The 24,189-nt window shown below is 59.2% G+C and carries 23 protein-coding genes, 1 pseudogene and 1 riboswitch; of the genes and pseudogenes, 9 read left to right on the top strand and 15 right to left on the bottom strand.

Translation table 11 applies throughout. The annotated features are described in order from the left end of the window. Positions 1-88: 88 nt before the first annotated feature. From accD to CRI94_RS04065, 9 genes are all read right to left on the bottom strand, one after another. Complete coding sequence (gene accD / locus CRI94_RS04105) at positions 89-940, bottom strand: acetyl-CoA carboxylase, carboxyltransferase subunit beta (RefSeq protein ID WP_098074407.1); 852 nt, start codon at positions 938-940, stop codon at positions 89-91. 180 nt (positions 941-1,120) lie between these two features. Further along, a complete protein-coding gene (tsaB, locus tag CRI94_RS04100) occupies positions 1,121-1,846 on the bottom strand; it encodes a tRNA (adenosine(37)-N6)-threonylcarbamoyltransferase complex dimerization subunit type 1 TsaB (protein WP_098074406.1) in 726 nt (241 codons plus the stop codon). A gap of 43 nt (positions 1,847-1,889) precedes the next feature. Continuing rightward, positions 1,890-2,654: a 3-oxoacyl-ACP reductase gene (locus CRI94_RS04095; RefSeq protein ID WP_098074405.1), complete on the bottom strand. Its 765-nt coding sequence runs from the start codon at positions 2,652-2,654 to the stop codon at positions 1,890-1,892. A 73-nt stretch (positions 2,655-2,727) separates the two neighbouring features. Continuing rightward, positions 2,728-2,822, bottom strand: a riboswitch (TPP riboswitch). A gap of 138 nt (positions 2,823-2,960) precedes the next feature. Continuing rightward, positions 2,961-3,869 (bottom strand): DsbA family protein, encoded by a 909-nt coding sequence (locus CRI94_RS04090; RefSeq protein ID WP_098074404.1) that lies wholly within the window; start codon positions 3,867-3,869, stop codon positions 2,961-2,963. Positions 3,870-3,922: 53 nt separating this feature from the next. Then, positions 3,923-4,849, bottom strand: a complete 927-nt coding sequence (locus tag CRI94_RS04085) for a thioredoxin domain-containing protein (protein WP_179862146.1) — start codon at positions 4,847-4,849, stop codon at positions 3,923-3,925. A gap of 165 nt (positions 4,850-5,014) precedes the next feature. Continuing rightward, entirely contained in the window at positions 5,015-5,800 is a 786-nt protein-coding gene (locus CRI94_RS04080; protein WP_098074402.1) for an SDR family NAD(P)-dependent oxidoreductase, read from the bottom strand. Positions 5,801-5,945: 145 nt separating this feature from the next. After that, positions 5,946-6,578, bottom strand: coding sequence for a hypothetical protein (locus tag CRI94_RS04075; RefSeq protein WP_098074401.1), 633 nt, complete (start codon positions 6,576-6,578; stop codon positions 5,946-5,948). A gap of 357 nt (positions 6,579-6,935) precedes the next feature. Then, the gene (locus CRI94_RS04070) at positions 6,936-7,556 is read right to left on the bottom strand and encodes a hypothetical protein (protein ID WP_143815290.1); all 621 of its coding nucleotides are present in this window, start codon (positions 7,554-7,556) and stop codon (positions 6,936-6,938) included. A gap of 105 nt (positions 7,557-7,661) precedes the next feature. Next, positions 7,662-8,297, bottom strand: a complete 636-nt coding sequence (locus CRI94_RS04065; RefSeq protein ID WP_143815289.1) for a hypothetical protein — start codon at positions 8,295-8,297, stop codon at positions 7,662-7,664. A 444-nt stretch (positions 8,298-8,741) separates the two neighbouring features. Between CRI94_RS04065 and CRI94_RS04060 the strand changes: the two genes are divergently transcribed. Further along, the gene (locus tag CRI94_RS04060) at positions 8,742-9,665 is read left to right on the top strand and encodes an ATP-grasp domain-containing protein (protein ID WP_098074398.1); all 924 of its coding nucleotides are present in this window, start codon (positions 8,742-8,744) and stop codon (positions 9,663-9,665) included. 57 nt (positions 9,666-9,722) lie between these two features. Then, on the top strand, positions 9,723-10,772 hold the full coding sequence (locus CRI94_RS04055) for an LLM class flavin-dependent oxidoreductase (protein WP_179862187.1): 1,050 nt from the start codon (positions 9,723-9,725) through the stop codon (positions 10,770-10,772). A gap of 371 nt (positions 10,773-11,143) precedes the next feature. Here the strand turns inward: CRI94_RS04055 and CRI94_RS04050 are convergent, their stop codons facing one another. Then, positions 11,144-11,644, bottom strand: a complete 501-nt coding sequence (locus CRI94_RS04050; protein ID WP_098074396.1) for a YciE/YciF ferroxidase family protein — start codon at positions 11,642-11,644, stop codon at positions 11,144-11,146. Positions 11,645-11,952: 308 nt separating this feature from the next. After that, entirely contained in the window at positions 11,953-13,365 is a 1,413-nt protein-coding gene (radA, locus tag CRI94_RS04045) for a DNA repair protein RadA (RefSeq protein WP_098074395.1), read from the bottom strand. Positions 13,366-13,719: 354 nt separating this feature from the next. On the opposite strand from radA, the gene CRI94_RS04040 reads away from it, so the two are divergent. The 7 genes and pseudogenes from CRI94_RS04040 (at position 13,720) to CRI94_RS04005 (ending at position 20,963) form a co-directional block, all read left to right on the top strand. Further along, positions 13,720-14,472, top strand: a complete 753-nt coding sequence (locus tag CRI94_RS04040) for an MlaE family ABC transporter permease (RefSeq protein ID WP_098074394.1) — start codon at positions 13,720-13,722, stop codon at positions 14,470-14,472. A gap of 37 nt (positions 14,473-14,509) precedes the next feature. Next, positions 14,510-15,286, top strand: a complete 777-nt coding sequence (locus CRI94_RS04035) for an ABC transporter ATP-binding protein (RefSeq protein ID WP_098074393.1) — start codon at positions 14,510-14,512, stop codon at positions 15,284-15,286. A gap of 65 nt (positions 15,287-15,351) precedes the next feature. Then, positions 15,352-16,302: an MlaD family protein gene (locus tag CRI94_RS04030; protein WP_098074392.1), complete on the top strand. Its 951-nt coding sequence runs from the start codon at positions 15,352-15,354 to the stop codon at positions 16,300-16,302. 323 nt (positions 16,303-16,625) lie between these two features. Further along, the gene (locus CRI94_RS04025; protein ID WP_098074391.1) at positions 16,626-17,843 is read left to right on the top strand and encodes a DUF445 domain-containing protein; all 1,218 of its coding nucleotides are present in this window, start codon (positions 16,626-16,628) and stop codon (positions 17,841-17,843) included. 75 nt (positions 17,844-17,918) lie between these two features. Further along, positions 17,919-18,472: pseudogene (locus CRI94_RS18140) on the top strand (hypothetical protein). 170 nt (positions 18,473-18,642) lie between these two features. After that, a complete protein-coding gene (locus CRI94_RS04010) occupies positions 18,643-19,107 on the top strand; it encodes a prolyl oligopeptidase family serine peptidase (protein ID WP_098074388.1) in 465 nt (154 codons plus the stop codon). Between the two features lie 416 nt (positions 19,108-19,523). Next, positions 19,524-20,963, top strand: coding sequence for a WS/DGAT/MGAT family O-acyltransferase (locus tag CRI94_RS04005; RefSeq protein ID WP_098074387.1), 1,440 nt, complete (start codon positions 19,524-19,526; stop codon positions 20,961-20,963). Positions 20,964-21,080: 117 nt separating this feature from the next. Here the strand turns inward: CRI94_RS04005 and CRI94_RS04000 are convergent, their stop codons facing one another. The 4 genes from CRI94_RS04000 to dusB all read right to left on the bottom strand — a co-directional run bounded on the left by CRI94_RS04000 (position 21,081) and on the right by dusB (position 24,168). Beyond that, positions 21,081-21,578, bottom strand: coding sequence for a phasin family protein (locus CRI94_RS04000; RefSeq protein ID WP_098074386.1), 498 nt, complete (start codon positions 21,576-21,578; stop codon positions 21,081-21,083). 134 nt (positions 21,579-21,712) lie between these two features. After that, positions 21,713-22,153, bottom strand: coding sequence for a hypothetical protein (locus CRI94_RS03995; protein ID WP_143815287.1), 441 nt, complete (start codon positions 22,151-22,153; stop codon positions 21,713-21,715). A 195-nt stretch (positions 22,154-22,348) separates the two neighbouring features. Beyond that, complete coding sequence (locus CRI94_RS03990; RefSeq protein ID WP_098074384.1) at positions 22,349-22,900, bottom strand: hypothetical protein; 552 nt, start codon at positions 22,898-22,900, stop codon at positions 22,349-22,351. A gap of 161 nt (positions 22,901-23,061) precedes the next feature. Further along, positions 23,062-24,168 (bottom strand): tRNA dihydrouridine synthase DusB, encoded by a 1,107-nt coding sequence (gene dusB, locus CRI94_RS03985; protein WP_245846067.1) that lies wholly within the window; start codon positions 24,166-24,168, stop codon positions 23,062-23,064. Between the last annotated feature and the right edge of the window lie 21 nt (positions 24,169-24,189).

Here is a 24,189-nt window from a genome sequence, read left to right as displayed (position 1 = left end):
CCGACAACAGAAAACATCCTCACAAAGGAAACGCACGAGCCATTATTCGTAGCTCGTGCGTGAAACCGCCGAAAATGGGGTGACGCGTCTAGCGATCGTCCATCAGGAGGTCGAAGAGGTGGATGATGCGCTGACGCAGACGCCGGCGATCCACGACCATGTCAACGAAGCCCTGCTTGAGCAGAAACTCCGACCGCTGGAATCCCTCGGGCAGGTCGGACCCGATCGTTTCGCGGATCACGCGCGGCCCGGCAAATCCGATGAGCGCTTCCGGCTCGGCGATGTGGATGTCTCCCAACATGGAGAACGATGCCGTCACGCCACCCGTCGTTGGGTGCGTAAGTACCGAGATGTAGGGAAGGCCGGCGTCGTCGAGTCGAGCAAGGTGGGCGCTCGTTTTCGCCATCTGCATCAGGCTGAGGGCTCCCTCCATCATGCGCGCTCCACCACTCTGCGAGATGATGACGAGCGGAATCTCGCGGGTGTACGCTCGCTTGATGGCACGCGCGATGGTTTCTCCGACCACCGACCCCATCGAGCCCCCAATGAAGCTGAAGTCCATGCAGGCCATCGACACCTCGTGGCTTCCCATTTCGCCGGTGGCAGAGCGAGCTGCGTCGTTCTGCCCCGTCTTCTCCCGCGCTTTCTTCAGGCGCTGGTCGTACGGTTTTCGATCCTCAAAGTCGAGGCGGTCGACACTCATCAGATCGGTGTCGTGGAGTTCGTACTCGCCGTCATTGAATAAGAAATTGAAGTATCGCCCGCTGCTCATGCCGAAGTGATACCCCGAGCTCGGGAAGACGAGCAGATTATCCTCCAGTTCTCGCCGGTTGATAATCTCCCCCGTCTTCGGGCACTTCACCCACTGCCCCTCCGGTACCTCATTCTGCTCTTTCCGGGTGGTGAGGATGCCGGCTTTCTTGCGCTTGAACCACGGCATAACGGAACGGTCGTCGAATCACGAGGAGACAGGCGAAGGAAAAACGAGGGGCGGAAGCGATCCGCCACAGACATTCTATAATCTGGATTACCGAATCCAATGTCCAAATCCACAGCAGCTGTCCGCGTGAAATTCCATCGCGCACGCACTGGCACCGGACAAGGGCGGATCTCCCACGTCTCAGCCCACATGAAACGCCTTAAGATACATGGGCTCGAACGTCTTGGGCTCCGCTTTCTGGCCACGGCCAACCATTTCGAGAGCACACCGTGCCACCCACGCGGCCGACGGACGAGAGACCACGTCCGGCACAACTCGCACCTTGATGCCGACCGACCGGAGGACGGGCTCGACCTTCGCGGCACCCGTGCCGATTACACGCACCCGCGCCTTCTTGACGCCGATCCAGTCCGGCAACTCTTTTACGTTCATCGCGGAGGCGGCCGCTTGCAGCTTCAACCGGCCCGTCCACGGGTGCGGATGCGTCTTCTCGCCATCCCCCACAACTTCGCGCATCCGGTACGCAGCGGCAAAGACCTCGTCGCGCCGCGCATCGAGCGCCGCACAGACAACCTCCCCTTCACTTGCGTGGGGTGTCACCGTCGCAGCCAGCGCCTCGAGGGTGGGCACGCCGATGAGATCCGCCCCCGTCGCCTCCGCCCAGCCTTTCGCCGTACTGACCCCGATGCGGAGCCCGGTGTATGATCCGGGCCCTTTCGATACCGCAACCACGTCGATCTCTGAATGATCGACCGAAGCACGCGTCAGCACGTCCTCAATGATCGGTGTGAGGTGCTGCGCGTGAGCCCGCGGCCGGTGCATGTGGTTCTCGGCCACAACGTTGCCATCCACACAGACCGCAGCCCCACAGGTGTGCGTCGCGGTTTCGATCGCTAGAAGGACCATGATAAAACGGTTTGAGACGAACGCTAGAGTGACGGTGCACGACCTACTTCATGACCAATCCGCCGTCGACGATCAAGTTCTGCCCGGTCACGGCACGTGCCCATGGGGACAGGAAAAACAGGACCGCATCGGCCACTTCCTCCGGGGTCGTGACGCGACGTAGGGGCGTCGTTTGCTCGATGATTCCGAAGACCTCGTCGGATGTCGCTGCACTGGCGTCGGTCGTCTGCAGAAGGCCTCCAGACACCATGTTGGCCGTGATGCCTTCAGGCCCCAGCTCCTGAGCAGCGTTGCGCACGAATCCGAGAAGAGCGGACTTGCTCGTGGTGTAGTCGTGATACGGCACCACCGGGTTCTGAACGAGATTCGACCCGATCGCCACAAAACGCCCTGCGCCGGCATCTCTCATCGACGGCAGGCACGCCTGCATCAGGTTGAGCGCTCCCTGCACCGCCCCTTCCGTCTGCACCTGATACTCGTCCCAGTCGATCTCCTCGAGCGTGGAACGATTTTCGGCGTCGAATTGAAAGTCGATCAGCGCGTTGTGCACGGCACGGGTCACCGGCGCACCGAAATGATTCTCGGCCGCATCTACCATGTCACGCACGGCATCGGCATCGCGCACGTCCGCCTGAACCGGTAGAGCTGCCTCCCCGATCTCCTTCGCGACGGCATCGGCTTTTGCCTCGCTCTGGAAATAGTTGACCACGACGCTAGCGCCTTCATTTGCGGCAGCGCGGGCAATGGCAGCACCAAGGCCACGACTGGCACCGGAAATAACGACGACCTGGGAGTCAAGAGACGACATAGAAATGGAAGCTGGCTTCAAAAAGTGATTGACGCGAAACCAGCGGTTCCCAAGGACCGGATGATCGGCACCATCGGGTCGCGAGAAGCTTTCCTTCGCCGGTGCAAACCGGATCAGGTTCGAAGAGACTCTCTCAGCCCGCGCAGGCGGGCACCCCTAGCTTCGCATCGGCCAACATACCGCCTCATCCCTCTTCATTCAAGCCTCTTAGAAAAGGATTCTTGCCAGGCTCGCCAAAAACCGTCCTCGTTCCCACCTACATTGCCAATACCCAATCCCCAATCCCCAATCCCCAATCCTCAATCGTCAGTTCCCCGCTGCAGCTTCGATCTTCTGAGCCAGCGCGTCCACTGAGCGCGCACCCTGTACCTTTTCGCCGTTAACGAAGAAAGATGGCGTCCCTGTCACGCCGGCCTGCTTGCCGGCTTCGAGCGAGGCATTCACCTGCTTCACAACGGAGCGATGCACATCCGATTGGCGATCCGTGGCGCACGCTCTCCACTGCTGCAGATCAATCGTCGCGTCTGCCAACTGCTCCTCACTCTGCGGAACCACGTTTTTCGGAGTGAAGACATCCTGGTTGGCGAAATAGAAGTCGTGGAGCGTCCAGAACGCATCCTCACTTTGGCGTGCCGCGCACTGGGCCGCGACGGCAGCCGGACGCGCCCACTCGTGCGACGACAGCGGGAAGTGCATGAACACGATACGGAGCTGATCCGGATATCGGTTGTGCAGCTCTTCGACCATCGACGTGGCCCGCGCGCAATAGGGGCACTGGAAGTCCGAAAACTCAAGCATCGTCACCGGCGCTTCGTCCGGCCCGAGAGCCGGCATCCCCTGCGACGCGTTCTTCAGTAGATCCGCTCGTTCCCGCTGCTGGTCCTCCTTGGAGGCCTGCATCTCTTCGGCCGTGCGCCCGATGTCGAGCGGCGGGCCGGCAAGGAGCAGCGCCTCGGACTCGTCCTTCCGGATCATCACGTAGACCCGATTCCGATTGTTCACGACCAGCTCTCCCTGGTAGAAGCCATCCACCTGACTTTCCTTGAGGGAGTCGATGCGCAGCGAATCGGCATCGCGAACCTGCGGAATTTCCAGTCGGAGATTGGCGAGGATCTTTTGCTCATTCACCTCGGGACTGGAGTCCGACGCGCCGCACCCCATGAGGAGGCTGGAAGCGAAAACGACGCAGAATGCAACAACGGCAAAACGTGACATGTCGGGCGAAGCCAAATGGGAGTCCGTGTAAGCAGGCGTCCAGAAGCGAGTCTCTACTGGGCGTTCGCCGCAGCTTGGTCGATCAGACGGGCAAATGCTTCGACCGAGCGCGCGCCCTGCACCTTCTGTCCGTTGATGTAGAAGGAGGGCGTCCCCGTGACGTTGACCGAACGGCCCGCCTGCATATTGGCCTCAATCGTCTCCTGCACTTCCTGGTGCGCAGCTGAGTCCGAGTCCTGTGCGCACGTCCTCCACTCGTCCATGTCGATCGACGCGTCTGCGAGATACGACTCGCTCTTCTCCACGACGTTTGCCTCGGTGAGGTCGTTCTGATTGTCGAAGTATGCGTCATGTAGCGTCCAGAATGCGTCGTCGCTCTGGCGCGCGGCGCACTGCGATGCGACGGCTGCGGGTCGGGCCCACTCGTGCATCGGCAGCGGGTAGTGGATGTACACGACATTCAGCGTCTCGGGATATCGCGACATCAGCTCGTTGACGAGACTCGACGCTCGCGCGCAGTAGGGGCACTGGAAGTCCGAAAACTCGACCAGGGTCACAGGCGCGTCGGCCGGACCGCGCACAGGCATCCCTTTTGCCGCACGAGCCAGGGCTGCGCCGCGTTCGCTTGACTCCGCAGCCAGAGCGTCCTGTACCTCTTCTACCGACCGGCTAACGTTGATCGGCGGCCCTGCGAGCAACAGCGCCTGCGATCCGTCCGGCGTTACCAGCATGGGAATCTGACGCCCATTTACCGTGAGCGTCGCGCGCTTGAATCCGTCGATCTCACTATCCGAGAACGAGCTCAGCGAGACCTGACCAGTCTGGCGAAGCTGAGGAATTTCCATTTTCAGGTTATCGATGATGCGCTGCGTATCCAGTCCCTCGTCCTGCGCGGACGTAACCGTAGGGAAGAGCAGCACAAGGAAACTGACAAGCGCGATCCCGCGGCCGATGCGGGAAAGGATAGACGAAGGACTCATGAGACGCTTGGATGGTAACGGAAACTCGACGGGGCAGCACGCGAAACATCGCTGCAAAACATGGGGCAAACGACAGGCACCGACCGAGGTTGCAAAGACTCGCCGAAGAGGAATCATAACGCAGCGCACCCTTCGAACGAATAAACGACTCGGTTCAGAACCGAGCTACCCGTCCCTATGCAGGTAGGCCGCGACTTTACTCGCAACCGATCGAGGGAGGAAGCGCGTCGCGAAAGCCCCGACTTTGTTCGGGAGTCCCGGTACCGCGAGCGTGTCGCCCCGCCGGAAGGCATCGTAGCCATAATTTGCCACAGCGGCAGGCGACATCGCAGCTCCAGACTCGAACAGCAACGTATCGTGCATCTCCGCCCGATCCGCAAAGTCCGTTTTCGTCGGCCCCGGCGCGAGGCATGTCACCGTCACGCCGCTGCCTGACACCTCCTGCGCGAGCGCCTCGGAAAACGAGAGTACGTACGCCTTTGTCGCATAATAGACGGCCATGTTCGGCCCCGGCTGGAATCCAGCGGTGGAGCCTACATTCAGGATGCCTCCACGGCCCCGATCGAGCATGCCCGGCAGCAGCAAGCGTGCGAGATGCGTCAGCGCACTGATGTTGACATTGATCATGTCAAGTTGCTCGCGATCCTCGGTATCAACAAACGACCCTCTGTTGCCGAACCCCGCGTTGTTGACCAGCACGTCGATCGTCAGGCCGAGCGCGTCCACTCGATCGACCACCTCGCGCCCGATGCCCGGCGTGCTGAGATCAAACGGCAGAACGTGCGCCGCGACGCCGTACGTGTCCTGTAGCGACTGAGCATGCTCGTTTAGTGCCTCCTCGCGACGGGCGAGAAGAGCAACATCGGAGCCGGATCGGGCAAAGCACCGGGCGAGCTCCGCACCAATTCCTGAGGATGCGCCTGTGACGAGAACCGTTTCGCGAGAGTTCATGCCTGGTAGCCAGTCTTCCCTTGGGAAAATGAACAGGCGGGTCACCCTGAGCGCTTCTGAAGGTTCCACTACGGCATACGAAATTGGAGCCCCACGTGGATTGAGAGGGGCCATACATGGACCTCGAACGTCCCACACGCTGTCCCTAGCGCGTTATGCGCTCGGGCTCGGGCAGCCGCATGAAGCTCGGCAGAAGCGCGTGATCGATGAGTGCAGCAATCAAATCGTCGGCGATGCCGCGGCCAAACTTCTCGTCGCTAAACGCTTTCTTGCTCGGTCGCATTTCCGCAACCCACACCTCCTCCTCCGTCTGGACGTCGTAGACGCGGGCAAACATCACCATCTGAATCCCTCCACCGGGTGACATCATGTGTCCCGAGGGAGTCATCACTGGTTCCGCGACATATGCTTCCTTGTCTGGATCGGCAAGAACAAGAACCTGTTTGGCGTTGGCCTCGCGGCCTTCCTCAAGCGCCTTCTCCAGAAGGGTACCCTTGTATTCCACTTCGAATTCGCCATCGGAGATCTGAAGAAACGAAATGGTCCGCCCGTGCTCTTCCATTCGCGAACGCATGCGCGCGGTGAGGCCCTCCCCCACCTCTTCGTGATCGTCAGAAAACTGATCTACCACTAACACGTCGCTGAGGAACTGTGTGTAATCGTAGTTCTTCTCGGCATCGATATGGGTCTGCGCGCTGTTGCTACAACCCGTCACCAGGGCGATCAGGGACAGTAAAAGGCAGACGATCAAAAAAGAGGGAGCTGAAATGTGACGCATTCGAATAGCGTGCTGTCAAGTAGTAGGTTTAGAACGTGTTTGGTGGATCGCCTTCGGCCACCCGGAGGTGCGGACTGCTCTACGGTCGATCCTCGCGGAGCTCGCAAAACGAGGCTCGGCTGATCTCGTGCATTCTGTCTGCTGCGTCAGTGCTAACGGATCACCGCCAGACTCATGATCTGCCTGAACGGCCGCGCTTACTTCTTTGCGATACATCCGGCAAACAGATGTATAATGATTAAGTGCGTCCTGCTCATCAGCCCAATCCTGTTACGTCCATCTCGTGCCCTCCTCAGCACAGGAGCAACGCGAACATCGGGAGGGCCAGTACCTGGGCATCGTGCAAACTAACCGCAGTCAACGCGACTGCCGCGCCGCTCCTAGCGCATCGCGATTCCGCTCTTCCAAACCAAAGACCCCGTCATTTTCCATCGCCTGCACGAGTTCGTTTGCAATTCGGTCGGCAAGAAAGGACTCATCTTCAAACGTTTCGACGATCCCGCGCCACATGCGACGTCCCGTATCAACATCGTACAGACCGGCATCGACGTTAATTAGCATCGGAACCTGACTTTCGGGAATCCCATCGGAATCCATCCTGCGCTCGTTGAACGTGAGCAGCAAGGCATAGGGCATCTCGTTTTCCTTCGCGTGGTCAAGCCCCGGAGCTTCGTCAAGTTCAAGGTTGTCGTAAACCCGCCATTCCGCAGCCGCTCCGTACTCCGCGAATGCTGCTTCTAATGCCCTCGCTAGTTCATCTTCGGCGACCAGATCGGCGGCTTCTACAGATACGAAGAGATCCTCGACCGGAACAGCAAAGTCGTCTGCAACGGTCGACCGCGTCGTCGTCTGTAGACCCGGACCGCAGGCAGTCAGGGTCAGATTGATCGTGAAAAGAAAAACGATCCAGGTGCACGAAGGGCCGAGCAGACCAGATAGCAATAACCTTCGCTTCTTCGCAGGAGAGTACGAAAGCATAGAAAGCGGAAGCAGTCAAACGCAATGAGAAAAAGGACAAGAAGGAAGCGATATTCAACATCACACCCCACGCTTCCTCTATTGAAATAGACAACGCGATGTCGATTAACGGTATGTGCCGGACACGTTGTCATTCTGCATTGGGGGAAGAAGACGGTCTTCTGCGAGACGCTCTACCATCTTATCGGCCATCACCTCGCCTTCCATGGACTGGCTGGTTGTCTTTGTCCCTTTGGCTGTAACATCGGCTCGCCAAATTCGCTTTTGTAGATTTACGTCGTAAAGACTCGCCTCGAAGACGTACGACTGATGGGTCGTGCTCGCCATCCCTCCCGTTGGCCCCGTCGGCGGTGCGTACGTTGTGCTTTCTGATTGACTTTTCTCCTCGATGAGGAGCACGTGCGAGGCGTCCACACTCCGCGCCTTCTCGTACGGAACGACGAGTGCCTTCTCTTTCTCAAGACGAGGGCCTCCTTCGCTCTCTTCCTTGCTGTCGGGGGTGTACGCTCGATGCTGAACCGTCGTCCCGATGCCGTAGGAAACGAGAGACAGACGGATCTTTTCGGATGCGCGCTGCGCGAGTCCTTCGAGGTCACTGCTGATGGCCGTCTGCAAATGCAAACGTTCCACGGTGCCCGCGTAGTCTGGGTCTTTTTTAGATACAACTTCAGCCGACGTACAGGCTGCGAAGAGGCCAACCGCAGCGATGAGTGCAACACATCGGGATAGAGAATTCGACATAGGTGAGGCCATATATAAAGAGGTCAGTAGCGTGGGCTACGTCACACAAGCAGAGAGGATGAAAACTCGGCACGCCAAGTCAACGAATACATATTTTAATACGTAAGGTATCTTGTGCTCACCTCATAATTCACCATGATTACCCCTCACCCCATCTATTCATCTCATATTAAGAAAAGAACACATACAGACTAGGGCACACCGGTCTGCGGTCGTGTCCTCTGGAACTCAGCGATGACTTCTTCAATTCTGTAAGCACTCTCTTACTACAGACTCCATCGTCTTTGTCCTCATGATGTGTTGTTGTCGCGTGCCCCGCTCTTTGGTCTAGCGCCCCGGCCCCGACAATGCCTAACATATTTCAGCAGTCTGCCCTATTGTCGCCTTCCCGGTTTGCGCCGTGAAGGCGTTTTTCATTTTGCTCCCGACTGACCCTGCTCCGCCGTGACTGTCACGATCATCCACGAAAACGACGACTGGCTTCCTCCGCTTCGCGATGCACTCGATCGCGCGGGCGTGCCATTCGACGAGTGGTTCCTCCACGAAGGCCATTTTGACGTCCTCTCCGCCCCACCCGAGGGTGTGTTCTTCAACCGGATGAGCGCGTCGTCGCACACGCGTGGCCATGCCGCGAGCGTCGATCACACGCGTCAGGTTCTGGCGTGGCTGCAGCGGCACGGTCGTCGCGTCGTGAACGGGTTGCCTGCATTCGAGCTTGAAATGAGCAAGGTCCGGCAGTACCAGGCCCTTGCGGCAGCAGGTGTTCGAGTACCCGAGACACGCGCTGTCGCCGGCGACACGGAGGTTCTTATCGACGCAGCCAAAGAGGTGCCGGCTCCGTTCGTCACGAAGCACAACCGCGGCGGCAAAGGACTCGGCGTCCAGCTCTTCAAAACGCACGAGGCCTTCGCGACGCACGTACGATCCGACGATTTCGTGCCATCGCCCGATCACATCACGCTTCTTCAGCAGTACATCGAAGCCGCCGACCCTCAGATCACGCGATGCGAGTTCGTCGGTGGCACCCTCGTCTATGCCGTGACAGCTGACACCCGCGAAGGCTTCGAGCTCTGCCCCGCAGAGGCCTGCCGCACGGGCGACAGTTGCACGATCGACGGCGACGATAGCCTCTTCGAGCTGCGCACGGAGCTCCCCGCCCGCCTGATTGCTCAGTACGAACGGTTCCTTGCCGCCGAGCACGTCGATGTCGCGGGAATCGAGTTTATCGAGGACACGGAGGGTCGCTGCTGGACCTACGACGTGAACGGAACGACCAACTACAACCCCGAGATCGAGACGGCAGCCGAGCAAAGCGCATGGGACGCCGTTGCCCAACTCCTCGGCCAGGAACTCCAGGTCGCAGCATAGAAGCATGCGCTCACCCTACATTTCGCATTTCGCAATTAGCATTTCGCAATCGCAATGATCGATCTCGGTATCTGGCTCCCCATCTTCGGCGGATGGCTTCGAAACGTGGAAGACGAAGGGATGCCACCTACCTTCGAGTACAACAAGCGGGTCGCACAGGCGGCAGACGAGTCCGGCTTTTCGACGATCCTGATCGCCGAACTGAACCTAAACGACATCAAAGGAATTCGGGCGCCGAGCCTGGAATGCTGGACGACGACCTCTGCTCTGGCTGCCGTCACCGACCGGATCCGGCTTATGTCTGCCATCCGTCCGGGCTTCCGGGAGCCGGCCGTAACGGCGAAGATGGCCGCCAACATCGATCACATCAGCGGCGGACGGTTCGAGATCAACCTCGTCTCCGCGTGGTGGGAGGAGGAGATGAAGATGTACGTTGGCGACTGGCTTGAGCACGGCGATCGCTACGACCGGTCCAGAGAGTTCGTCGAGATCCTGCGCGGGCTGTGGACGGAGGACACGTTCTCGTACGACGGCGACTTCTACACGATTGAAGACGCGATTCTGGAGCCGAAGCCGGTTCAACCGCGCGGCGTGCCGATCTATGCGGGAGGCGGGTCCGACGAGGGACGCACGATGATCGCCAACCACTGCGATCACTATCTCATGCACGGCGGCTCACCCGAGAAAATCGGTCGCGACATCGAAGACATGCGCCAACGTCGCGCGGAGGCAGGCTACAACTCCGATGATATGCAATTCGGAATGGCGGCGTATGTAATCTGCCGCGACACGGAAGAGGAGGCGCAGGCCGAGCTGGATCGCATCACGACCATCGACTACGAGTCCGAAGGCTACGATAGCTACGACGACTTCGTAGAGAACTCGAAGCTGGATTCAGAGATCGACCTCAAGGACTACTCGGTGTCGAACCGGGGCCTGCGCCCGAACCTCGTTGGCACCCCGGAGCAGATCGTGGATCGGTTACAGGAATACGCCGATGTCGGCCTCGACCTCGTGCTTCTGCAATGCTCCCCGATGCTGGAGGAAGTTCAGCGCCTCGGCCGGGACGTGATCCCCAAGCTCAAACGCGTGAAAACACGCGTGTAGGTTTGGAGGTGTTGAAGTGTCAAGATATTGAGGTGTTAAGGTGTGAATGTATCCTTGAACCCTGAACCCTACCTACCGGACACGTTCATTCGAGCGTGTGTCATTTCAGTATTCCTAGGCGCGGCTGCTCGGAGATGGATGGGAGTATGTGGGTATGGGAGTGTGTGAGTGCGTCATGTTCGACGATAACGTCTCGTTTCCAGGACGCATGAGACGCACGAGATCCGTTTTTCGTAGACATACGAATGAAGTCAAACTGTGCGGTAGCTAGCCTTGAACCCTGAACCTTGAACCATGAACTCAAAACACCCGCCCCGTCTGCTGGCAAAGCAGCTTGGAGCGGGCGAAGGTTAAGGATCGTCACGCGCGGTTTATGCAGTCGAGGGTTCGGCCTTCGGATTCAATAGACCCTTGGCGAGGTTCGTCATCCGCTGGTCTATCTCCGAGCTCTCGTCCAAATTGTTCTCAAGTGCCTGTGCCGCCTCATCCATGCCGAGTCGCTCCGCGTACGTGTGGGCACACCCGTACCCGGCGATTCCGTAGTGCTCGACGCGCTGAGCATCGGCGATCAGCCCCGCATCGCGGACAGCGGTTGGCTCCGACTCCTGAATGTACTCAGTCCCTTCCTTGAGGAGCCCTTCCATTCCGTGGCATTTCTCGCCGGTCGGCTCGACGTTCATCGCGTTACAGATCTGCTGTAACCGATTCATGCGACGGGACGCCTGCTCGATCCGGTCAGATAGCAGCGTCTTCAATTGCTGGGACTGAGCCGCATTAGACCAGCGCTCGTAGGTCTTCTGCACCTGCGTTTCCGCGTTGTAGAGATCACGAACCTGTTCGATGAAGAGGTCTTCCAGGTTAGCTACCGTCATGACCCTCTGAGCCGATCGATTCGCAGTTCACTCACAGCGTGTTTGCAGTTATAGTATGGGAGCAAGCAACATTCCGCCCGACCTGAACGGGACCTGCACTCCGAAATCCCCCTGCGTCGGTGTCACATTGTCGACTTCTAAGTCCTGCCGACGACAGGGTGACGCGTCGATTTCTCGAGTCGTCATGCCTCCGCCTCCTCCAGACCGTGGCCCCGAAGCCAACAAAATCGCGGTAATTCCACCCCCTTTCTCCCTTTCTCCCTCGCCCTTTCCCCCTCCCACATCCCTCACACCTCAAACCCCAAACCTCACAAAACCATATCAACGACATCGCGAAGCGTCTTCGCCCCGGTAACATCGATGTCGAGGTCGACCGTGATGCGGTCGAGGTTGTTCTGTGGAATAACGGCGCGCTCGAAGCCAAGCTTTGCCGCCTCCTTAAGCCGGGGTTCGACCTGGCTGACGGTTCGAATCTCGCCACCGAGCCCCACCTCGCCAATTAACACGCTGCCCGTATCCGTCGGCACGTCTTTAAAGCTGGAGGCCGCGGCCACGGCCACGCCGAGGTCAACGGCCGGCTCGTCCAGTTTCACACCGCCCGCCACGTTGATGAACACGTCGTAATCGCTGAAGGCGAGGCCGGATCGCTTCTCCAGCACAGCGAGAATCATCTGCAGCCGCTTGTACTCGAATCCGGTGGCCGTGCGTTGCGGCGTCCCGTAGCTACTCGGTGTCACCAGCGACTGGATTTCCACGAGCACAGGACGCGTCCCCTCCATCGAGCACACGACGGTCGAGCCGCTGACCCCATAGCCGCGCTCCGAGAGAAAAATTTCGCTTGGGTTCTGCACCTCCCGGAGCCCGGACTCACGCATCTCGAACACGCCGATCTCGTTCGCCGCGCCGAATCGGTTTTTGACCGAGCGCAGAATACGATACGCGTGATGCCGGTCGCCCTCGAAGTACAGGACGGTGTCGACCATGTGCTCAAGCACACGGGGGCCGGCGATCGTGCCTTTCTTTGTGACGTGACCGACGAGAAACGTAGAGAACTCCAGTTCCTTCGTGATTTTGAGCAATGAGGCGGTGCTTTCGCGCACCTGACTGACCGAGCCCGGCGCGCTGGAGAGATCGGGACGGTAGATCGTCTGAATCGAGTCGACAATGAGAATGTCTGGCTCCACGTCTTCGACGGCAGAGCTGATTTCCTCCACATTCGTCTCCGAAAGCAGAAGGAGATTTTCCGAGTCGACCCCAAGGCGCTGAGCCCGCAGCTTCACCTGCCGCTTCGACTCCTCGCCTGTCACGTACAGAATCGTGTGATTCGGGAGGTAGCGTCCCATTTCGGTCATCAGCGTCGACTTTCCGATGCCGGGATCCCCGGCGATCAGGCTGAACGAGCCCTGCATGATGCCGCCGCCCATCACGCGGTCGAACTCCACAATGCCCGTGCGAAGGCGTGCCTCCTCCGTCAACTCAATCTCCGTCAGACGCTTGATGTCCGCATTGGTTGTCCGGTTGGCCCCCCATCCTCCGCGAGAACCATTGGACCCGGCGGACTTCTTTTTTGATGCCCCTTTCGGCACGCGGGCTTTCACTTGCGACTTCGGGGTTTCCTCGACCATGGTATTCCACGCCCCGCAGCCGGGACACTTGCCCATCCACTTGTGAGCTTCGTGTCCGCATTCCTGGCAGACGTACAGAATGGATTTCTTGGCCATGGTTGACGAATGGATCGATCAGAGCAACGAAAATCGAGCGCGCTGGGATGACGAACCAAGACGCTCGCGTGACAGTTGATACAGAATGCCGTACACAGCCAAAGCAAGAAACCTGGTCGGGCACGTCCGGCGCACAACGTCAGTCTACGCGCCAGATCTGCCAACGTTGTGTCACTGCCTGGTGGATCGGCGCACGATTGTAACAGCTCAACCGCATCATACCGGCACCTTTGCAACGTATTCACGGCACGGGATGAAGTCGCCGTCCGTGTTAACGTGTACGTTGTACGCCGAAGTGCATTCGCCTGACGGCACGGCATCCCTTCATTTTCTGCTCTTAATCTCACGCGTCTGGTGGCCGATCGTCTCCTTGCCCCGTTCTACACGCTCGGGCGCTACATTTTGCTGCTCACCCGTGCCTTTTCGTCGCTTGATGAGGTTCGGACGTACTGGGGAAACCTGGTCACGCAGATGGTGCGCATCGGGATCGACTCGCTTCCGATTACGGCATTGGCAGCGGCGTTCTCTGGCGCGGTGCTGACCGTCCAGACCGCCTACCAGTTGGAGGCGTCCTTTATTCCTAACACCATTATCGGCTCCATCGTCGTCCCTTCGATGATGCTAGAGCTCGCCGCCGTGATCACAGGGTTTATCCTGGCCGGTCGTGTCGGCGCTCGCATCGCGGCTGAACTGGGCACGATGCGGGTCTCGGAGCAGATCGACGCCCTGGAAGCGATGGGGCTGAACTCGATTAGCTTTCTCATCCTTCCGCGCGTGCTGGCCGGTATCATCATGTTCCCGGTACTCTACGTCGCGGCCTGCCTGATCGGTATCGGGGGCGGCGTCATGATTGGACACGTCGGAGGCTTTCTCAGTGCTCAGGAATTCATCGACGGCGCGCGTCAATTTTTTAAGCCGTTCGATCCATTCTTTGGTCTAATTAAGTCCTTTACCTTCGGCTTCATTATCACGTCCATCGCCTGCTACAAAGGGTACTACACAACCGGTGGCGCTGAAGGTGTAGGCGACGCTACAACGCAGGCCGCCGTCCAGAGCTGTGTATTTATCTTGATCGCGGATCTCTTCCTGGCTGTTACGCTTCTCTGACTCTCCCCGTGCTCTCGCTCGCTGTACCCCTTGCTGCATGATTGAGGTAGAAAACTTATACAAGAGCTTCGGCGACCTCGACGTTCTTGAGGACGTCGACCTTACAATCGAAGATGGTGAGACGATCGCCATCATCGGGCGATCCGGCTCCGGGAAAAGCGTCCTTATGAAGCACCTGGTCGGACTGCTAAAGCCGGACAAGGGCCGGGTCCTCGTCGACGACATCGATATCGGCGCCATTCCATACGAAGAGCTCCGCGAGGTCCGAAAGCATTTCGGCGTACTCTTTCAGGGCGGCGCTCTGTTTGATTCGATGACCTCATTCGAGAATATCGCCTTCCCGCTAAACTACTTCACCTCGCAGTCAGACGAGGAGATTCGCGAACGCGTTCTCGAGTGCCTCGAACTGGTCCGGATGCCAGATGTCGGGCCCAAAAAACCGTCGGAGTTGTCCGGGGGCATGCGTAAGCGTGTCGCCCTGGCCCGGGCGATCGCGCTGGAACCGCGGTACATCCTGTACGATGAACCGACGAGTGGCCTTGACCCCGAAACGTCGAACACGATCGACGAGCTCATCACTCAGCTCTCCGACGAGCTTAACGTGACCAGCGTGGTCGTGACGCACGACATGCACTCCGTTTTCGCCATTGCCGATCGTGCGGCGTTTCTCCACAACTGCCACATGCACTGGGTCGGCCCGGTCGACGACATCCACAAAAAGCCGGATGAGATTCTCGACCGGTTCGTCAAAGCCAACGAGTACCACGTCGGCGATCCGCTACGTGCCACAGCCTCTCAACGTGGACAGGTATAAGCAGGCTGTACCGCTATCTCACCTTCTTCGACTCTCCCGCACTCGTTCGTTCGCGGACTTCCCGCATGACTTACAGTAAAGAAATTAAGGTCGGCCTCTCGATCGTCGTCGCAGCGATCGTGTTCTTTGTCGGACTCCGATTTTTACAGAACGTCCCGATCTTCAAAAGCAGCTATGCGCTGCAGACGGAGTTTCAGGATGCCGGTGGCCTCGTTGCCGGTAACCCCGTCCAGATGAAGGGCGTGAATATCGGCACGGTCGAGAGCGTAAAGCTGGACCTCAGCGACCAGGTCGTCCGCGTGATTTTCCGCGTGGAGGAAGACGTGAAGGTCCCGCAGGGCTCGTTTGCAGAAGCATCAGGATTCAGCGCCCTCAGCGGAGTGAAACTGGCGATTACTCCGGGCCCCGCCAGCAACCCGCCTGTCGAGCCCGGCTCCACGCTACCTGGCCCGCCGCAGGGTGGCATCCTCGAACAGCTATCGGACGCCGGTCCTCGCCTCGTTTCGCGTGCCGACTCGACCCTGACCGACGCGAGCATAGCCATGCAGGCGCTCAGCGAAAAGGTCAGCAATCCGACGAGCAACCTGAACCAGCTCATCAGCGCACTCGAGCAAACGGGCCGCAACCTGGAGCGCGCCACGGACGACGAAGCCCTCGGCAACACGATCGAGAACCTGGAAGCTGTAACGGCTGATCTGCGCCGCCTCTCGGGTGAGACTCAGGCCGCCGAGGACTCGCTGTCCGAAAACAACCTCGGCGAAATCATGGCGCGCCTGAACCGGTCGCTCAACAAGCTCGATCGCAACCTCGCCAACCTCGAGCGTTCGACGACGAATCTGGGTGAGATCACCGACAAGATCAATAACGGCGACGGCACGGCCGGCCGCCTGATCAACGACCCGAGCCTATACAACCGACTGGACTCTGCCGCAGTGCAGGCGAACGAACTCCTGCGCGATCTGCAGGAGAATCCGAACCGGTACCTAGACGACATGACACTGGTTAAAGTGTTTTAGTTCAGGGTTCAAGGTTCAGGGTTCAGAGTTCAGGGTTCAGAGTTCAGGGTTCAAGGCTAGCTACCGGACCGTTTGATTTTAATACGGTACGTCTTGGGGCGACTTTGAGAAACGGGCCTCGTAGGGTCTCATCCGTCTCGAAAACAAGGCGTTATCGTCGAAAAATGACAAACCCTCACACGCCCCCACACGCCCCCACACGCCCACATGCCTACGCATTCGGGAGGATCTGCGCCGGGGGATGTGGACGCGACGCAGGCACCCGTGAAACCGTCCGGTAGCTAGGGTTCACGGTGCCCTTCTTTTGGTCTCATTTCTCGTAGATGGCGGATCACGATACATCATCGGCACCGGATATTGCATCCTCGGAGGCGGGCGCGTCCTCTTCCGAGTCGACGGCTGGTGACCCGTCGGCACCGTCCTCCGCTCTGTTCCCCGTACCAGCGACGCGGACGGGGCGCCTTCGCCGCCTGCTGGTCGCAACGGTCCAGAAACACATGCCTCGCCCGGACGAGGAGGCGGAAGCGGTGGAGGAGCCGCCGCGTCGTACGGGCAGCTACGCTCGCTGGCTGCCGATCCTTCGCGCCGTTCCGTGGATCCTACTGGGCGTGTTCGGTACCTCCTTCGTCTGGGACTTCCCGGGCGCCGAACTCACCGTCTGGGGCCACACGATCACGGTCGAAGGCCTGCTTCGCATCACGTCGGTCAGCGGCCTGATCGGTTTTCTGACCAACTGGCTCGCGCTCACGATGCTCTTCCAGCCCAGGGAGCCGCGTCCGCTGGTGGGCCAGGGCGTCATTCCTGCTCAGCGTGAGCGCGTAGCCTGGCGATTGGCACAGGCCGTGTCCGACGAGCTGATTAACGAGGAGATCATCATCGAGAAGATTCACGATAGCGATCTCACATCGCGCTATCGGGATCTCGCCCTCTCCATCACGCGGGACGTGACGGAGGACCCGGTCTTTCGCGCCGAACTCAAGACGCTGCTGGAGGACTACTTCCGCGAGGTTCTCTCGTCTCCGGAAGTGCGTGAGCGCATCGTGGACTTTACGGAAGCGCAGATCGAGAAGAACGTCGGTGAGGGACTGCCTGGCCTCGCACTCCGTGTCTATCGAACAGTTGGGGAGGAAGCCTTTCAGAAGCGGCTCGATGAAGCCGTTGGCCAACTCCCGGATGCCGTCGGTCCCATCCTCGACGAGGCCATGCCGTATCTCGACCATGTGCCCGAACAACTCGAGCGCCGCGCCGATGAGATCGAGGTCCTGCTCACCCAACTCGTGCTCCGCTTCGTGGAATCGATCAATATCCAGAAGATCGTTCTGGACAACGTCCGCGCCTACGACGAGCGTCAGCTTGAGAACCTCCTAAAACGCACGACGAACGAACAGCTCAATTACATCAAGTACCTCGGCGGCGTGCTCGGCGTCATCGGTGGACTGGTCATCTGGGCGCCCGTTGCCTCCTTGATCGGACTCGCTATTCTCGTTCCAGGCGTCTGGGCGATGGACGAAGCCCTGTTTCGCATGCAAGGCGGGGAATAGGGTCAGGGTTCACGGTTCACAGTTCACGGTTCACGGTTCGCTGCTAGCTACCGGACCGGTTGATTTCAAACCGGAATGTCTTTGTATGTCATCGAGGAACGGACCTCGTGCGTCTTATGCGTCTCGGAAGCGAGCTATGGGTTCGTTGGGAAGAACGGGCCGACGTTCGTGCTTCTGACGAACGATGGTGCACCCAACAAGCGTCTCGTTTCGCTCGACACCCGTGAACCGGAATCAGGAATCGCGACGCCCGTTCCGGAGACGAACGCCGTCCTGCAGAACGTGGAGCGGGTGACCAATTCGTCGTGCCTGCAGTCGATGACGTCAAAGCGAAAGTGACCGTCCATGCCCTGGATGGCTTGCAGGAACGAGAGGTCGAGCTTCCCGCCATCGGTAGCATCACCCGCATGACCGCCTCTCCGATGTCGGATCATGTCTACTACGGTTTCGACTCGTATACGCACCCCACGTCGATCTACCATGCCGATCTCAGCGTGCAAAGCGAGCAGGTCTTCCTCAAGCCAGAAATCTCTGGATTCGATGCCGACCGTTATGCCGTAAAGCGGCATTCTACACCAGCAAGGACGGCACGCGAGTCCCGATGTTTATCGTTCACGGAAAGGGACTAGAGCTGGATGGATCCAACCCGACGCTCATGTATGCGTACGGCAAGTTCAACATACGTCTCACCCGGAGCTTCTACGTCGGAAGGCTCCTTTGGCTAGAAATGGGAGGCGGCTACGCCGTAACGAATCTGCGCGGCAGTGGTGCGTGCGGCCAGACCTGACACGAAGCCAGCATGCTCGAGAACAAGCCGAACGGCTTCGATGAAATTCCTGCCGCCGGGCAGTATTTGATTGACGAAGACTACACTTCCAGCGAGAAATTGGTCATTGCCGGAGGGTCGAACGGCGGCCTGCTCACCGGCGCCTCACTGGTCCAGAACCTAAACCTCTTCGGCGCTGCGATCGTCTCTGACCGCGTTCTGGGCATGCTTCGGTATCACAAATTTACCACTGGCTGGGCAGGGGTACCCGAATACGGTTCGTCAGATGACCCAGAGCAGTTCGACGATCTCCGCGCATACTCTCCCCTTCACAATGTCGAGGACGGACCCGCCTACCCGGCGACGCTCATCATCACGGCCAACACCGATGATCGAGTCGTACCGGCGCATTCGTACACGTTCGCTGCTCGTGTACAGGGGCACAGCGTGGCGATGAACCGGTTCTGTTGCGCGTGGAACCAAGGCCGGTCACGGTAGCTGCAAGCCGACGTCGAAGATTATCGCGGAGCAATCTGATGTTTCCGCTTTTCTGGCGCGAGTTTTGAAGGTACGTATCGGTGACATTGCACTCGATACCTCGAGCCCCCCACGCCGGTAAGCCCCACCCGCCCCGGCGGCAGAAGGAGGAGCGATCGGAGACGGCCTGTTTGAAGGCGTCTTGGATCGCTCCTCTTTTGCGTTTGGGTACAGCGTCTCCGCATTCATCAGGCAGCGTCCTCCACGCTACATATTCGAACACGCCTTCTCTGATTGTGTCCGTCCGTGCTACGTGTTACCTTTCTATTCACTTGACCGTGGGAATAAGGGTCTTTATTGTCTGCGCCGTGTGACCTCTCCGAATCGGGCTCCCACCGGTTCTCCGTTTGCCTCTCGCTTCTCGACGGCCGCATCTGATGAAAGACTACGAACCGCTGTCCGGCGTCGACGCCGCCTGGCTGCGCATGGACGAGCCCACCAACCTGATGACGATCACGTCGGTCCTCGTCCTGGAGGACCCGATGGATCTCGCCACACTGCGAGAGATCGTTGCAGAACGGTTCGTCGGCTTCACACGCTTTCGCCAACGAATTCGCCCGTCGAGCAGTGGCGTGCAGTGGGAGCTGGACCCACACTTCGACCTGACCCAACACGTGCGTCGGTCAGCCCTACCTGGCGATGCGGGGAAGCACGAGCTGCAAGAGCATGTCAGTGAGCTGATGAGCATGCCGCTGGACCGCAACAAGCCGCTCTGGGACCTTGAGCTCATCGAGGATTACGCTGGCGGCAGTGCCGTGATCGCTCGCATCCATCACTGCATTGCGGATGGAATCGCACTCGTTCAGGTCCTCCTGTCGTTGACGGACGAATACTTCGATCCGTCACGCTTTCCAAAAGCGAAGTCCGGCAGCCGGCTCCCCAGCCTGATTCGCGCTCCACTCAATGCCGCCAAAAAGGCAGCGGACGCAGCCAGCGTGCTGATCAACGAGGGCGCTCACTCGATCGTCGACCCGAGTCGAATCACGCACCGCGCCAAGCAGGGACTGAGCCTCGGCGCAGCCCTCTCGAAGCTTGCTCTGATCGGGGCCGACTCTGATACGCGAATCAAAGGCAACCTCGGTGTCGCGCAGAATGCCGCATGGTCGGGGCCGATCGATTTGGAGGTCGTAAAGGAAACCGGTCGCGCGATCGACGCCAAAGTCAACGATGTGCTCCTGGGGGCCGTCGCCGGCGCGCTTCGCCACTACCTGGAGCAGCACGGCGACCCAACGGACGGCATCTCAATTCGTGGAATGATTCCCGTCAACCTGCGACCGATCGAGGATGCCTTCGACCTTGGCAATCGCTTCGGCCTCGTTTACGTTGACCTCCCGGTCGGCCTCGGGGACCGCACGGAGCGCGTGCTTAGCGTGAAACAGCAGATGGATGAAATCAAGGCATCCTCTGAGGCGGCAGCGGCGTTCGGCATACTGGAGGTCCTCGGCTACTTCCCGAATGAGCTCGAGGAGCAGGCCGTCCGCCTCTTCAGCAGCAAAGCCAGCGCAGTTCTCACAAATGTGCCCGGCCCCCGCAAGATTCTCCACATGAAAGGTCACCGGCTACAGCACATCATGCCCTGGGTGCCCCGAGCCGGCAACATCGGGCTGGGCATCAGCATCTTCAGCTACGCAGGCGAAGTCCGGCTCGGCATCGCGTGCGACAACGGACTCATTCCAGATCCAGGAACGATCCTCGAAGGCTTTGAAGAGGAGTTCGACCAGATCGTCGAATCCTTCGGTGAGAACCGAGGCGATACCGCTCCCTCCACGACGCCACCCGAAAATGAGCCGGCTGATGACAGTGAGGGGATGACCTGAGTACCGATTATGGTTAGATGTACTTAGCTCACATCCGGGTCGCCAGCATACAAAAGCGCCGGAGCGATGTCGTTCGCTCCGGCGCTTATCGTTTCCATTAAATAGAGGACGCACTGATCACGCGTCGTCCGCTTTCTGTTTCTCCTCCAGAGCTTTTGTCAATCGGTCGATCTTATCGTTCAGATCATCGACCTGCGACCGTAGGGTTTCCATCTCGGTCTGCGTCGGCACACCCATTCGGTTGAGCGCGTCGCCCACTTCGTCACGCACCTGCTCCTGTGCTGACTCCGCGGCCTGTTCTCCCCCGCGTCGAAGTTCGTCCACTTTCCGCTTCACGGCCTCTTGCGTCTCTCTCCGTGATCGCTCCCACGTCTTCCCCTCTTGCACAAGACTGTCGAAGACCTGGGCACTCACCGTTTCAGCGTATGAGAGCGCGCCTAGGCCTGCGAGCCAGGCATTCCGTACGCCTGTCGCAGCCGCCGTGGCAACGTCGCTGAAATTCACGCTCGTTCCAGAAGAGGACGACGATTTCGAGGAGCCATTGGCCGATGATTTTCGTCGGCGCGATCGGCTGCCACGCGTGATGTTGATGTTGGGGCTGGAGTCGTCGCTCATCGTCGGTCGATCCGTTCAGTGATAAGACCAGTTCGAGTCGGTGTGAGTCCACCGTCGATACGGCGGAAAATCAGCACGGCCGGGTTGTCGCAATCGACGAACAGTCCGACCGCGGGTTCCACATTGACCCTGTTTTAGTACGTTTTGTCAATCTTAGCTGCTACCTCGTTCAGCCCTCGGAAGACGCCCATGTTCGACATGATCTTGATCGTTGACCCGTCGATGTTGTAATCGGGGGACGTGAGCGCCTGCATCGCTCCGATTTCTCCCTTATCCATCTTCACCCACATGTCGTACGGGGCCGACGCCCGGGCCATCATCACGGATTTGTCGAACGGTTCGTCACGCATGTCGCTCGACGGGGCGTCGTCGATCCAGAGATCCACGTCTACGATCTTGCCGTCGTCGAATGTGTACGCGGCCGCGACGTCTTCGCCACTCGGCGTATCGAAGCAGCGGAGTTCGATCGTATTGGAGAATCCCGAGGCCGTCTCCTGGAATTCGTTGTCCGAATTGATTGCCTGAACGAAGGCTTCTACGAACTCGGGCGTCCAGTACCGGGGAGCGTCACTCATCGATAGGTCGGCAGTGTAGGTCGGGGAGAGCATGGACCGCACATGGTACGAACCGCATGCAGACATTCACAAGGGTTGTCGCCATGACGTGCTCATTTCACCCGCCCACGAACGATTCCAAATCCGGCGCTTGCCTTTCGCGGTCTTCTGCGGGACCAACCTCCGTTCACTCGTGCACTGAAATCAATCCGCCGATCAATATGCCGTCCCGTCGGCTGGCTCGCGGTCATCTGGGTGCTGAAGGACCTTGTAAATCAGTGCGGCCGCAGCTCCAAAAATGATGTAGTTCGCGATGAGGGCCAACTTACCACCGATCGCAATATCTGGAGCAATCGTCCACGTCAAGGCCACATTGGCCGTGTAGAGAAATCCACCAAAGGCCCCACCGATGATAATTGCTATGAAGGTTTTCCAGTGATGAACGAGCCGCGCGAGAACCGCCGTTGCGGCCAGCGAGAGAGCAAAGTGAATCGCGAGCGTACTAATGAAGCCTCTGGTGGTGTACTGCCCAGGGGTAAGGTCAACAACATCCTTGATGGTTGCGCGAGCAGGCCCGATCGGCGTTCCCGCCCCCAAGGCACTGGCCAGAAGTTCGAGCAACAGAAAGACAAGACCTGCACCGAGTCCGGCAACGGCGGCGGCAGAAAGGGAAAAGTTTGACGTCGGCTCGTCCGTGGTTGGCCTCGTTTCCGTATTCCGTGCCACAGATGAGACCGGCGCGTCAGACGGGGATGGCTTTGAGCTCATGGTGACCACATCGTCGTCGAGTCATAAGATTCGAGCTTCATCATCACATGCGATGAGCTTGAATTGACCCGCGACGCACGGTGGTTCGCCACACCCGTTACGATCGTGTTGTGCCCAGACGGTGATTGAAAAACGTTCCGACGGAGGGAGCACAAAGGCTCTCAGCTCGACGTTGGCAGTCCGGCTGCTGCCGGGTCGACCTTCTTCGACGCAGGCGCGCCGTCCCCGGAAGGAAGCGTGGCCTTCTTGGTTTTCGTCGGACGGTCCGGCAGGCGCGCAGAAGGAATCTGAATGTCCGGGGCGTCCGGCTTGAAATTGAGCATGACCTCCAGGACGCCCTCCTTCGTCTTCGGCTGCATGAGCTGGTGGCGGAGCTTCGACGCGTTGCGGAAGCCCTTAAAGTAGCCGCTGTAGTTTCTCCGCATCTCGAGCACGCCTGTACGCTCGCCCAGCCATTCGCACTTCATGGACAGGTGCTCCGCGACGACCTGTACGCGCTCCTCCCACGACGGCGGAGGCGGAACCTCTCCCGTTTCCATGTAGACCTTCGCGTCGCGAAAAATCCAGGGGTTGCCAATGGCGCCCCGACCGATCATGACCGCATCAACGCCGGTCTCGTCAAACATCTTGTCGATACGCTCCGGATCGAGGCCGTCGCCATTTCCGACCAGTGGGATGTTGCGCACGCCCTCCTCTTTGATCTTGCGCAGCCACTTCCAACGCGCTTCGCCCTTGTACTTCTGCTCCCGGGTCCGCGCATGGACCGTTAGCGCGGCTATGCCCAGATCCTCCAGCATGCGAGCAACGTCTACGATCTGAATCGAGTCCTCGTCCCAACCGAGCCGCGTCTTAACCGTTACGGGCCGATTGGCCTCCTCGATGACCGCCGCTGTGATTTTCTCCATCTTTGGCAGGCAACGGAGAACACCCGCGCCGCCGTCCTTGGATACGATTTTTCGGACCGGACAGCCAAAATTGATGTCAATCACGTCCGGATCCACGGCGTCGACCAACGGAGTGGCTCGCCGCACCTCGTCGATTTCGCCTCCCCAAACCTGAACGCCGATGGGCCGCTCCTCGTCAAAAATCTCGAGCTTCTGATGCGATCCCTCGACGTCATGCAGAAGGCCCGCCGACGACACGAACTCCGTGTACAGCATGTCCGCCCCGTACCGCTTGCAGAGAATGCGGAACGGCGGATCACTGACATCCTCCATGGGAGCCAGGAAAAGAGGTCGGTCGCCGAATTCGAGGTGGCCGATACGCATAGGTTGCAGGCGCGGCGAGGG

This window comes from Longibacter salinarum, assembly GCF_002554795.1.
GTDB classification, from domain to species: Bacteria; Bacteroidota; Rhodothermia; order Rhodothermales; family Salinibacteraceae; genus Longibacter; species Longibacter salinarum.
The sequence above is the reverse complement of the archived record's forward strand: the minus strand, read 5'-3'. Positions and strand labels throughout refer to the sequence as shown.